The sequence below is a fragment of the Bacillus sp. EB106-07-01-XG149 genome, from assembly GCF_058791555.1.
On record NZ_JBYTDP010000005.1, the window covers coordinates 372,143 to 384,791 of the forward strand.

A 12,649-nucleotide genomic window follows, 5' to 3' on the forward strand; every position below is an offset into this window, starting at 1 on the left:
GTCCTTTTTTATGTTTAATCAAACGTTTGTTTAAGGTGTATGTTCGGTAGGAAGAAACCGATGTAGCCCAAGGGTTAGCAAAGAAAAATAGGGAGCTAATCAAACGTTTGTTTAAGGTGTATGTTCGGTAGAAAGAAACCGATGCAATTCAAGGGTTAACAAAGAAAAATAGGGAGTTAATCAAACGTTTGTTTAAGATATATGTTCGGCGAGTGATAAGAGAAGAATCTAAAAAAATTATATATTTATTTTTCTTAACAAATGGCGGAAAAATAAGAAAAATTTGCAGGATTATTAAAAATTATCACGAAATAAGTAAAAGTTTAGCGAATAATCGTTTGAAATAATAAAACGTTTTCTATATGATAAAGGTAAAGGTTAGTAAAAAAGTAGGTGAATTTATGACAGTAACATTTTATTCATATCCAAAGTGTGGCACATGTCAAAAAGCAAAGAAATGGTTTGAGGCAAACGATGTAGCATATGAGATGATTCATATTGTTGAAAATCCACCATCAAAAGAAGATTTACGTAATTTACATGAAAAAAGTGAATTACCATTAAAAAAATTCTTTAATACAAGTGGAATGCGTTACCGCGAACTTGGTCTGAAAGATAAGTTAAAGGATGCAAGTGAAGACGAAATGTACGAACTTTTAGCATCTGATGGCATGTTGATTAAACGTCCAATCGTAACAAATGGAACGAATGTAACACTTGGTTTTAACGAAGAGCAGTTTGAAAGTGTGTGGAAAAAGTACCAATAAGGTATTTTTACATAATTAATACATTCACTGGAGGTACAGTCATGAGCATTCCAAATAATTTACGTTACTCTGAAGAACACGAATGGGTAAAAACTGAAGGTAATGAAGTTGTTATCGGTATTACTCACTTTGCACAAGGTGAGCTAGGCGATATCGTATTCGTTGAACTTCCTGAAGTAGGTGCAACAATCGAAGCTGACGAGCCATTCGGAAGCGTAGAATCTGTTAAAACAGTTTCTGAGTTATACGCACCTGTAAGCGGTAAAGTTGTAGCAGTAAACGAAGAATTAAGTGACCAACCAGAACTTGTTAACGAATCTCCATACGAGGGTGCATGGATGGTTAAAGTTGAACTTTCTGATGCAAGCCAAGTTGAGAAGTTATTAACTGCAGAAAAATATGCAGAAATGACAAACCAAGACTAATTATAGTCGACTAAAGGACAGCCTTTGTGCTGTCCTTTTTTATTTTGTGTTACATAATACATTTAAAATCGAGTGCAAATGAATAAGCTATTATGGGAATGAATGTTTTTCGGTAAGGTTTCATGTGGCTTCGTAATCTGAACGAGCCGCTTGCGCTTTTCTTTGTCCAGCTCCACCTCCTAGCCCTTCATGTCTAAGAACCTTCCGCACGAGAAGACAAAAAAGCGTCTTCTGTACGAAAGAACCTTAGCCAACAGGGCTAAACAGTCGGTGCCGCTTTTCTTTATGATCCAGCTCCAGCGGCTAGATTGTTCGGTGGCTTCGCTTCTTCCTGTAAGGCAAAAAGCGCCTTTACGTCAGAAGCTCCATCCCCCTCACAATCTGAACGAGCTGCTTGCGCTTTTCTTTATGATCCAGCTCCAGCGGCTAGATTGTTCGGTGGCTTCGCTTCTTCCTGTAAGGCAAAAAGCGCCTTTACGTCAGAAGCTCCATCCCCCTCACAATCTGAACGAGCTGCTTGCGCTTTTCTTTGTGATCCAGCTCCAGCGGCTAGAACAGTCAGTCATTTCACTCCTTCACTTGAGGCAAAAAGCGCCTCTAGTTCAGGAGTTCCAATGCCCTCCTGTTCTGAACGAGCCGCTTCCGCTTTTCTTTTGCAAAAATAAACAGGAAACAACATGAAAATAACGAATATACTATATACTAAGTTAAAGGTTGTATAGTATATGGTGATCGGGTGATGACATATGATTTATGTGGAAAAAGTCATTATTGTAGAAGGTAAATCAGATAGAAGAAAGATTGAATCTATTATTCGTGAACCGGTGGAAATTGTTTGTACAAATGGTACAATTGGTTTGTCGAAAATGGATGAGCTCATTGATCAGTTTTTTGATAAGGAAGTGTATGTACTAGTGGATGCTGATGATGCTGGAGAAAAGTTAAGGAAACAGTTTCGAAAAGAATTTCCGCAAGCAGAGCATATTTATATTGATCGCTCGTACCGAGAAGTGGCAACTGCGCCATCTTCACACTTAGCAAATGTATTATGGGGAGCTGACATTGACGTTTATACAGAATATTTACGGTAAGGAATGATAGAAGTGATTGATTGGACAGGAGCCGAAGCTACAGCCCTAATAGAGAACGAAGAAAAAACAGTGTTATATGTATATACTCCAATGTGTGGAACATGCCAATTAGCAAAAAAGATGTTAACAGTCGTTGAGATGACAATTGAAGACTTGAAAATTGGAATGTTAGATTTAAATTATGCTCCGCATTTAGCGAAAGAGTATGGAATCGAAAGTGTACCGTGTTTACTTGTTTTTGAAAATGGGACACTCATGAAGAAGATATATGCATTTCATTCGGTTGAATATTTATATACGGAATTAAAGTAGGCGGCAAAGTTTTTGCCGCCTCGACATATTTCTCGGGAAATATGTCGAGATGCAGGGGGGTTACAGTATTTGTCGAGCGAAAGTAACAGGATTGCTCTTTAGTGAGAGGGAATGGTATGTGTAATAGAAAGTGATATGAAGGATGTGATTTAGGGTGAAATTATATTCTTTGCTGCAATCATTTGTAAATTACGCTAATGGTCAATATCATTTAGAGCCGCTTTTAAGACAAGGAGAAAAAACTGTTAATTTCCGCTTTGGAGATGAAAGTTGTTCGCTACAAATTTCAAGAGATTATATAGAGCTGCTACATGAGGAACGAGGAACAGAGCAAATCGTTTGTTTAGATGAGGAAGATGTAAAACAATTGGTGAACGGCAATGTAAGGTTGCAAATGTTAATGAACGATGGACGTGTACAATATTCAGGAACGTATCGAACGATGCTATTAGTCGAATCGATGTTTCATATATGTAAACCGATGTCAGTGGGTGCTTAAAAGTCTGAAGTTTCTTTTTTTACGAAAATTTCTGTTGACATGGCGTATGGATATTGATACAATTCAATTCATAAAATATAGACAATTTCATAAATTACAAATCAGACGAAAATGTAATCTGATTTCTCTTATCAAGAGAGGTGGAGGGACTGTGCCCTGTGAAGCCCGGCAACCGTCAACTTATGTTGAAATGGTGCCAATTCCTGCAAAGCAAATGCTTTGAGAGATGAGAGAGAGGGATAATGTTGTTATATACGCATATAAACCTTTCTGCTTCTCTAAAGCGGAAAGGTTTTTTTATTGTTTGAATGTGGAGGACATTCAAATAATAAAAGTAGTGATAACGGTGGACTACACGCATTAAACATAAAAAATTGCGGAGTCGACCAAAAATCTAGCTTCAGCGGCTAGAACAGTCGGTCGTTTCATCCCTTCCTATGAGGCAAAAAGTGCCTCTACGTCAGGGATTCGGGCGTCCTCTTGTTCTAAACGAGCCGCTTACGCTTTTTAAACAAAAAAAGGGGTGAACATCATGATCTTGTTAGAAAATGTAAAGAAAATATATAAAGCAAAAAGCGGTGATGTCACTGCTGTAGATAATGCCAATTTAAAAATAGACAAAGGTGAAATATTTGGTGTTATCGGATATAGTGGCGCTGGGAAAAGTTCTTTAATCAGATTATTCAATCAGTTAGAGAAACCAACTTCTGGCCAAATTACAATTGCAAATCGTGTGATTTCAGCAATTACAGGGAGTGAACTTCGTAAGGCAAGGCAAGAAATTGGAATGATTTTTCAGCACTTCAATTTACTTTGGTCACGAACTGTACGCGAAAATATCGAGTTCCCACTTGAAATTGCAGGTGTCGATAAGGCGAAGAGAAGAAAACGCGTCGACGAGTTAATTCATCTTGTTGGATTAGAAGGAAGAGGGGACGCGTATCCATCTCAGTTAAGCGGAGGACAAAAGCAACGTGTTGGGATTGCAAGAGCATTAGCTAACAACCCACAAGTGCTTTTATGTGATGAAGCAACGTCAGCTCTTGATCCAGAAACGACAGATCAAATTTTAGATTTATTATTAGATATTAATAAGCGTCTCGGTTTAACAATTGTACTCATTACACACGAGATGCATGTGATTCGAAAGATTTGTAATCGAGTGGCGGTAATGGAGAAAGGAAAAATTGTAGAAACGGGTCCAGTACTTGATGTATTCCGCAATCCGCAGAAAGACATTACAAAACGCTTCGTACAGCAGTTAACGGATTCTGAAGATACAAATGAAACGATTGAAAGTTTAATTGAAAAGTATCCAGATGGTAAAGTAGTTCGTTTGCAGTTTATCGGTGAAGCTGTAGAAAGACCAGTACTTCAAAGATTAATGCAACGCAGTGATATAGAAGTTAGCATTTTGCAAGGAAATATAGCACAAACGAATAACGGCTCTTACGGTAGTTTAGTTGTTCATTTAAATGGTGAGGAAACAGCGATTCAACAAGCAATAGAGGGAATACATCAAGATCAAGTAGAGCTGGAGGTGATTGCACATGGATAAGTTAATCGCAAATGTTGATTGGAATCAAATGTTAGAAGCAACTGGTGAAACGTTATATATGACGGCAATCGCAGCTCTTGCCACATTTGTATTAGGACTAATTTTAGGATTGTTACTCTTTATGACAGCGAAAGATAATTTATGGGAAAACAAAGCGGTTAACACGGGGATTGGAGCGTTCGTAAACATTTTCCGCTCGATACCGTTCATCATTTTAATCATTTTATTAATCCCATTCACAAAGATTCTGCTTGGAACAATTCTTGGAGCGAGTGCAGCACTTCCAGCTTTAATTATTGGAGCGGCACCATTTTACGCGAGAATGGTTGAAATTGCGCTTCGTGAAATTGATAAAGGTGTAATTGAAGCTTCGAAAGCAATGGGAGCAAAAACAAGCACAATTATTTTGAAAGTGTTAATTCCAGAATCGTTACCAGCATTAGTATCTGGTATTACTGTTACGACAATTGCTTTAGTAGGCTATACAGCGATGGCGGGAGTTGTTGGTGCTGGTGGCCTTGGAACACTTGCTTATTTAGAAGGATTCCAGCGAGGAAATAACGATGTAACAATCGTTGCGACAATTTGTGTATTACTAGTTGTATTTTTCATTCAGTGGATTGGTGATAGTTTAACGACTCGAATAGATAAACGATAATAAAAAACGGGAGGATGTTTTAAATGAAAAAATTATTACTTACAGCACTTATTTCAACTTCAATTTTTGGGTTAGCTGCTTGTGGCGGGAAAGATAAAGATGAAAAAAAACTAGTTGTGGGGGCTTCTAACGTACCGCACGCTGAAATTTTAGAAAAGGCTAAACCTTTATTAGAGAAAAAAGGAATTGAATTAGAAATTAAAAAATTCCAAGACTACGTATTACCAAATAAATCGTTAGCGGATAAGGATTTAGATGCAAACTACTTCCAGCACATTCCATATTTAGAAAAAGAAATTAAAGATAAAAAATATGATTTTGAAATAGCAGGGAAAATTCATTTAGAGCCAATTGGTGTATACTCTCAAAAATATAAGAGCTTAAAAGAACTTCCGGACGGGGCGACAATTATTATGAGTAATTCCGTTACTGACCATGGACGTGGTTTAGCAATTTTACAAAAAGAAGGCATTTTAAAAATTAAAGACGGAGTAGATCCAGTTAGTGCAACTCCAAAAGATATTGCAGATAATCCGAAAAACTTAAAGTTTAAAACGGATATTGAGCCTGGTTTATTACCACAAGTGTATAACAATAAAGAAGGCGACGCTGTTTTAATTAACTCGAACTATGCAATTGATGCGAAATTAAACCCAGAAAAAGATGCAATTGCAATTGAAGGCGATGATTCTCCATACGCAAACGTATTAGTGGTTCGTAAAGGTGATAAAGATAAAAAAGCGATTAAAGAGCTTGTAGAAGTATTGCATTCTAAAGAAATTGAAGACTTTATTACTAAAGAATATAAAGGAGCAGTTGTTCCTGTAAAAGAATAATTGCTGAAAAGGGCTGGTGTATGCCGGCCCTTTTTTATAACTACATAACTATAGGGGAGAAGGGGACATCATATGAAAAAGATTCTACTATCAGTTGTTACAGCACTGTCTGTATTTACATTAGCTGCTTGCGGAGGGAAAGAAGAGAATAAGCTTGTTGTGGGAGCCTCTAACGTGCCGCACGCTGTTATTTTAGAAAAGGCACAGCCGATACTAGAGAAAAAGGGCATTAAATTAGAGATTAAAAAGTTCCAGGATTATGTTTTGCCGAATAAAGCGTTAGCGGATAAGGAAATTGATGCGAACTACTTCCAACACATTCCTTACTTAGATAAAGAAATTCAAGAAAAGGGATATAAAATTGTAAACGCAGGAAAAATCCATTTAGAGCCAATGGGCATTTATTCTAAGAAATATAAAAGTTTAAAAGAATTGCCAGATGGCGGAACAGTTATCATGAGTAATAACGTAGCGGAGCGTGGCCGTATGCTCGCATTGTTACAAAAAGGCGGCGTTATTAAATTAAAAGACGGTGTAGATGTTGTTAAAGCGACAGTAAAAGATGTTGTAGAAAATCCGAAAAACTTAAAGTTTAAAACAGATGTAGAGCCTGGATTGTCACCAAAGCTGTATGAAAATAATGAAGGTGATGCTTTATTCATTAATTCAAACTATGCAATTGATGCGAAATTAAATCCAACAAAGGATGCAATTGCGATTGAAGGATCAGACTCTCCGTATGCAAATATTATTGCAGTTCGTAAAGGTGACGAGAAGAAAAAAGAAATTAAGGAATTAGTAGAAGTATTGCATTCAAAAGAAATTCAAGACTTTATTAATAAAGAATATAAAGGTGCTGTACTTCCGGTAAGTGAATAAACACAAGGAAAAGACTGGGAAATTTCCAGTCCTTTTTTCTTTATATAAATAAGAAGAAAGGTGTATTATATAAGGATGCAAGGGAAATACTTATATACATTTGTGAAAAAATTGTTACTTTTTTTCGTCGTTTGCGATATCATTTTATTTGATATAAGATTAGAATGAGAATAAAATGAGAATATGAACGTTTTAGGAATTTTTAAAATGTATATATAGGATTAATGGAGGTATTGAGATGGCTGGTTCTACATTAACGGTTAAAGACTTACACGTATCAATTGATGGCAAAGAAATTTTAAAAGGTGTAAACCTTGAAGTAAAAGGTGGAGAAATCCACGCAATTATGGGACCTAACGGAACAGGTAAATCAACTTTATCTTCTGCGATTATGGGTCACCCAAAGTATGAAGTAACAGAAGGTAGCATCATCATCGACGGTGAAGATGTATTAGAAATGGAAGTAGACGAGCGCGCACAAGCAGGTCTATTCCTAGCAATGCAATATCCAAGTGAAATTAGCGGAGTAACAAACGCCGACTTCTTACGTTCTGCAATTAATGCACGTCGTGAAGAGGGCGATGAAATTTCTCTTATGAAATTTATCCGTACATTAGATAAAAACATGGAATTCCTAGAAATGGATCCAGAAATGGCACAACGTTACTTAAACGAAGGTTTCTCTGGTGGAGAGAAAAAACGTAACGAAATCCTTCAATTAATGATGATTGAGCCAAAAATTGCAATCTTAGATGAAATCGACTCAGGTCTTGATATCGATGCATTAAAAGTTGTATCTAAAGGTATTAACCAAATGCGCGGCGAAGAGTTCGGTTGCCTAATGATTACGCATTACCAACGTTTATTAAACTACATCACTCCAGACTTCGTTCACGTTATGATGAACGGTCGTATCGTTAAATCTGGTGGCCCTGAGCTTGCACAACGTCTAGAAGCTGAAGGTTATGACTGGATTAAAAAAGAATTAGGTATTGAAGACGAAACAACAGAGCAAGAAGCGTAAGAGAGGAGCATAAACATGACAATCGGTACATTACCTTTCGATCAAGAAACAATCCGTCAACGCGCAAGCGAAGTAAACGAAGCTGCTTGGTTGACTGAGTTCCGCTTACAAGCTCTTGCACAAGCAACTGAACTTCCAATGCCAACGCCTGATAAAACGAAAATTGAAAAATGGGACTTTATCGGAAAAGGCGACGCTGCTAAGCAAGAGCCTGTAAGTTCTTTAACAGAGCTTCCAGAAGCAGTGAAAAACTTAATCGATGAAAATAACAGCGTATTAGTACAACGTACTGGTACAACTGCATTCGTTTCTTTAGCAGACGAAGCAAAAGAAAAAGGTGTTATTTTTACAGACATCGTAACAGCTGCAACAGAGCATGCTGAACTATTACAAAAGTATTTAATGAAAGACGGCGTGAAGGTAGACGAGCATCGTTTAACTGCACTTCATGCTGCATTAATCAACGGCGGTGCATTTGTATATGTTCCGAAAAACGTTGTTCTTGAAACTCCACTTCAAGCTGTATTCTTAGTAGACGGCGAAGAAGCTAACGTATATAACCACGTATTATTCGTAGCTGATGCGAACAGTACTGCAACTTATGTAGAAAACTACGTTGCAAATGAAAATGCTAAAGGTATTGCAAATATCGTAGCAGAAGTAATCGTGGAACAAGGCGCACAAGTTAAATTTGGTGCGGTTGATCTATTAGCAAAAGACGTAACAACTTACGTTAACCGCCGCGGAATTGTTGGACGCGACGGCCGCATTGATTGGGCTCTAGGCCTTATGAATGACGGAAACACAATTTCAGAGAACGTTACGAATTTAATGGGCGACGGATCATATGCTGATACAAAAACAGTAACAATTGGTCGTGGTAACCAAACACAAAACTTTACAACTAAAGTTGTTCACTTCGGTAAACACTCTGAAGGTTGGATTTTAAAACACGGTGTACAAAAAGATAGTGCAACATCTATCTTTAACGGAATTGGTAAGATTGAACACGGTGCATCTAAATCAAATGCACAACAATCTTCTCGCGTTCTTATGTTAGATGAAAAAGCTCGCGGTGATGCAAACCCAATTCTTTTAATCGACGAAGATGATGTAATGGCAGGTCACGCAGCTTCAGTAGGCCGCGTAGATCCGTACCAATTATACTACTTGATGAGCCGTGGTATTCCAAAACGCGAAGCAGAACGTTTAGTCATCCATGGATTCTTAGCACCTGTAGTAAATGAGCTTCCAATTGAAGGAGTAAAAGCACAGCTTGTTGAGGTAATTGAAAGGAAAGTTCGCTAATGAATATTCATGAAATACGCAAACAGTTTCCAATTCTTGATCAAAAAGTGAACGGCAAACAACTTGTATATTTCGATAGTGCAGCAACTTCTCAAAAACCAATTCAAGTCATTGAAACGTTAGAACGTTACTATAAAGAATATAATTCTAACGTGCATCGCGGTGTTCATACGCTCGGTACGAAAGCTACCGACGCGTATGAAGGTGCACGCGAGAAAGTTCGCAAGTTTATTAACGCGAAATCAATGGAAGAGATTATTTTCACGCGCGGAACGACAACTGCATTAAATACAGTAGCGGCTAGCTATGGTCTTGAAAATGTAAAAGAAGGCGATGAAATCGTTATTTCTTACATGGAGCACCATAGTAACATCATTCCGTGGCAGCAAGTTGCGAAGAAAACTGGTGCAACTTTAAAATACCTTCCGCTTCAACCAGACGGTACAATTTCTTTAGAAGATGTTCGTCAAACAGTTACACCGAATACAAAAATCGTTTCTATTATGCAAGTATCAAACGTACTTGGAACGATTAACCCTGTAAAAGAAATCGGAGCAATCGCACACGAAAACGGTGCAATCATGATCGTTGATGGAGCACAAAGTGCACCTCATATGAAAGTGGATGTACAAGATTTAAACTGTGATTTCTACGCATTATCTGCTCATAAGATGTGCGGACCTACAGGTATCGGCGTATTATATGGTAAAAAAGAATTGCTGAACAATATGGAGCCAATTGAATTTGGCGGTGAAATGATTGATTTCGTAGATTTACAAGAATCTACTTGGAAAGAGCTTCCGTGGAAGTTTGAAGCAGGTACACCGATTATCGGTAATGCAATCGGACTTGGTGCGGCAATTGATTTCCTAGAAGAAATCGGTCTTCATAATATTGAAAAGCATGAACATGAATTAGCGCAATATGCTTTAGAAAGACTATCAGAAGTAGATGGCGTTACAATTTATGGTCCAAAGCATCGCGCTGGTCTTGTTACATTTAATATTGAAGACGTACATCCTCATGATGTAGCAACTGTATTAGATGTAGAAGGCATTGCGGTTCGCGCAGGACATCACTGTGCACAACCGCTTATGAATTGGCTGAAAGCTTCTTCTACAGCACGTGCGAGCTTCTATTTATATAATACAAAAGAAGAAATTGATACATTTGTTGAATCGCTAATCAAGACAAAGGAGTATTTCACAAATGTCATTTAATAATTTAGATACGTTATACCGTCAAGTTATTATGGATCATTATAAGAATCCTCGTAACCATGGCGTGTTAGAAGATAGTGTTACTGTTAACTTGAACAATCCAACTTGCGGCGATCGTATTCAACTTACGATGAAAGTAGAAGAAGGTATTGTGCAAGAGGCGAAGTTTGAAGGAGAAGGGTGTTCTATCTCAATGTCTTCAGCTTCGATGATGACACAAGCAGTAAAAGGTAAGAAAATTGAAGAGGCACTTCAGCTTTCTAAAATTTTCTCTGACATGATGCTAGGAAAAGAGTACGATGACAGCATTGATTTAGGAGATATTGAAGCATTACAAGGCGTATGCAAGTTCCCTGCACGTATTAAATGTGCAACATTAGCGTGGAAAGCGTTAGAAAAGGGCTTAAACGAAGATAAGTAATGTTAAAGGTTCCTAAAAACGAGGTTATCTAAGGAGGGACACACCAACATGGCGAAGCAACTGCCAGATATCGGCGATTATAAATATGGTTTCAAGGACAAAGACGTTTCGATTTTCCGTGCTGGACGCGGTTTAACAAAAGAAATCGTTGAAGAGATTTCACGTATGAAAGAAGAACCACAGTGGATGTTAGACTTCCGTTTAAAATCACTGGATAAGTTCTATGAAATGCCAATGCCACAATGGGGCGGCGACTTAAACGACTTAGATTTCGATGAAATTACGTACTACGTAAAACCATCTGAGAAATCTGAGAAGTCTTGGGATGAAGTACCTGAGGAAATTAAAGCGACATTTGATAAATTAGGTATTCCTGAAGCGGAGCAAAAATATTTAGCTGGTGTATCTGCACAGTACGAATCTGAAGTTGTATACCACAACATGAAAGAAGACCTAGAAGCTCTAGGAATCGTCTTCAAAGATACAGATAGCGCATTAAAAGAGAACGAAGATATTTTCCGTGAGCATTTCGGAAAAGTAATCCCACCAACAGACAACAAATTCTCTGCATTAAACTCTGCAGTTTGGTCTGGTGGATCATTCATCTACGTTCCAAAAGGTATTAAAGTGGATACACCACTTCAAGCGTATTTCCGTATTAACTCTGAAAATATGGGACAATTCGAGCGTACGCTTATCATCGTAGACGAAGGCGCACACGTACACTACGTAGAAGGTTGTACAGCACCTGTTTACACGACTAACTCACTTCACAGTGCGGTAGTAGAAATCATCATTAAGAAAGATGCATATTGCCGTTATACAACAATCCAAAACTGGGCGAACAACGTATACAACCTAGTTACAAAACGTGCGGTTTGTGAAGAAAACGCAACGATGGAATGGATTGACGGTAATATCGGATCTAAATTAACGATGAAATACCCAGCAGTTATCTTAAAAGGCGAAGGCGCTCGTGGTTTAACATTATCTATCGCGATTGCTGGTAAAGGCCAACACCAAGATGCTGGTGCGAAAATGATTCACTTAGCACCAAACACATCTTCAACAATCGTTTCTAAATCGATTGCGAAGCATGGTGGTAAAGTAACTTACCGTGGTATCGTACAATTCGGACCAAAAGCGAAAAACTCTCGCTCTAACATCGAGTGTGACACGTTAATCATGGATAACCAATCTACATCTGATACAATTCCTTATAACGAAATCAAAAACGATTACGTTTCACTTGAGCACGAAGCGAAAGTATCGAAAGTATCAGAAGAACAATTATTCTACCTAATGAGCCGCGGTATTTCTGAGCAAGAAGCTACAGAAATGATCGTAATGGGCTTCATCGAGCCATTCACTCGCGAACTTCCAATGGAGTACGCAGTTGAAATGAACCGCCTAATCAAGTTTGAGATGGAAGGTTCTATCGGTTAATAGATAAAGTGGAAGCGGCTCGTTCAGAATGTGAGGAAGAAGTGAAGCCACCGAACATTCTAGCCGCTGGAACTGGATAATATATGTATGAAGAAAGCGCCCTGCACAGCAGGGCGCTTTCTTATGTTGTGTGCCTGGAATACCCAGGCGGTGTTCAGCTAAATATATCAGCGATTATTCAAATAAATCGACCATAACTCGAAAT

Annotated in this window: 15 protein-coding genes and 1 riboswitch; all 15 genes read left to right on the top strand. The window is 38.1% G+C overall.

The window, feature by feature from the left end:
• Positions 1-401 precede the first annotated feature (401 nt).
• Positions 402-767, top strand: coding sequence for an arsenate reductase family protein (locus AC3WTA_RS21600; RefSeq protein WP_000218969.1), 366 nt, complete (start codon positions 402-404; stop codon positions 765-767).
• Between the two features lie 41 nt (positions 768-808).
• On the top strand, positions 809-1,192 hold the full coding sequence (gene gcvH, locus AC3WTA_RS21605; RefSeq protein WP_000026896.1) for a glycine cleavage system protein GcvH: 384 nt from the start codon (positions 809-811) through the stop codon (positions 1,190-1,192).
• A gap of 308 nt (positions 1,193-1,500) precedes the next feature.
• Complete coding sequence (locus AC3WTA_RS21610) at positions 1,501-1,857, top strand: hypothetical protein (RefSeq protein WP_492333020.1); 357 nt, start codon at positions 1,501-1,503, stop codon at positions 1,855-1,857.
• A gap of 81 nt (positions 1,858-1,938) precedes the next feature.
• Positions 1,939-2,283: a toprim domain-containing protein gene (locus AC3WTA_RS21615; protein WP_000640866.1), complete on the top strand. Its 345-nt coding sequence runs from the start codon at positions 1,939-1,941 to the stop codon at positions 2,281-2,283.
• 3 nt (positions 2,284-2,286) lie between these two features.
• A complete protein-coding gene (locus AC3WTA_RS21620; protein WP_002008881.1) occupies positions 2,287-2,595 on the top strand; it encodes a thioredoxin family protein in 309 nt (102 codons plus the stop codon).
• A gap of 154 nt (positions 2,596-2,749) precedes the next feature.
• Entirely contained in the window at positions 2,750-3,094 is a 345-nt protein-coding gene (locus AC3WTA_RS21625) for a hypothetical protein (RefSeq protein ID WP_000781215.1), read from the top strand.
• A 125-nt stretch (positions 3,095-3,219) separates the two neighbouring features.
• Positions 3,220-3,327, top strand: a riboswitch (SAM riboswitch).
• Positions 3,328-3,626: 299 nt separating this feature from the next.
• Positions 3,627-4,652 (top strand): methionine ABC transporter ATP-binding protein, encoded by a 1,026-nt coding sequence (locus AC3WTA_RS21630; RefSeq protein ID WP_000601756.1) that lies wholly within the window; start codon positions 3,627-3,629, stop codon positions 4,650-4,652.
• Entirely contained in the window at positions 4,645-5,310 is a 666-nt protein-coding gene (locus tag AC3WTA_RS21635) for a methionine ABC transporter permease (RefSeq protein WP_000359328.1), read from the top strand. Before AC3WTA_RS21630 ends, AC3WTA_RS21635 begins: the two co-directional genes overlap by 8 nt.
• Before the next feature lie 23 nt (positions 5,311-5,333).
• Entirely contained in the window at positions 5,334-6,146 is an 813-nt protein-coding gene (metQ, locus tag AC3WTA_RS21640; protein ID WP_000735078.1) for a methionine ABC transporter substrate-binding lipoprotein MetQ, read from the top strand.
• A gap of 72 nt (positions 6,147-6,218) precedes the next feature.
• On the top strand, positions 6,219-7,025 hold the full coding sequence (metQ, locus tag AC3WTA_RS21645) for a methionine ABC transporter substrate-binding lipoprotein MetQ (protein ID WP_000722406.1): 807 nt from the start codon (positions 6,219-6,221) through the stop codon (positions 7,023-7,025).
• A 238-nt stretch (positions 7,026-7,263) separates the two neighbouring features.
• Positions 7,264-8,049 carry a Fe-S cluster assembly ATPase SufC gene (gene sufC / locus AC3WTA_RS21650; protein WP_000929163.1) on the top strand — a complete coding sequence of 262 codons (786 nt, stop codon included), beginning with the start codon at positions 7,264-7,266 and terminating at the stop codon, positions 8,047-8,049.
• A 15-nt stretch (positions 8,050-8,064) separates the two neighbouring features.
• Complete coding sequence (gene sufD / locus AC3WTA_RS21655) at positions 8,065-9,357, top strand: Fe-S cluster assembly protein SufD (RefSeq protein ID WP_000152176.1); 1,293 nt, start codon at positions 8,065-8,067, stop codon at positions 9,355-9,357.
• Entirely contained in the window at positions 9,357-10,577 is a 1,221-nt protein-coding gene (gene sufS, locus AC3WTA_RS21660; protein ID WP_492333021.1) for a cysteine desulfurase SufS, read from the top strand. Before sufD ends, sufS begins: the two co-directional genes overlap by 1 nt.
• Positions 10,567-10,998, top strand: a complete 432-nt coding sequence (gene sufU, locus AC3WTA_RS21665; protein WP_000009523.1) for a Fe-S cluster assembly sulfur transfer protein SufU — start codon at positions 10,567-10,569, stop codon at positions 10,996-10,998. The genes sufS and sufU overlap by 11 nt, the downstream gene beginning before the upstream one ends.
• Positions 10,999-11,046: 48 nt before the next feature.
• Complete coding sequence (gene sufB, locus AC3WTA_RS21670) at positions 11,047-12,444, top strand: Fe-S cluster assembly protein SufB (RefSeq protein ID WP_001118829.1); 1,398 nt, start codon at positions 11,047-11,049, stop codon at positions 12,442-12,444.
• The last annotated feature ends 205 nt before the right edge of the window (positions 12,445-12,649 follow it).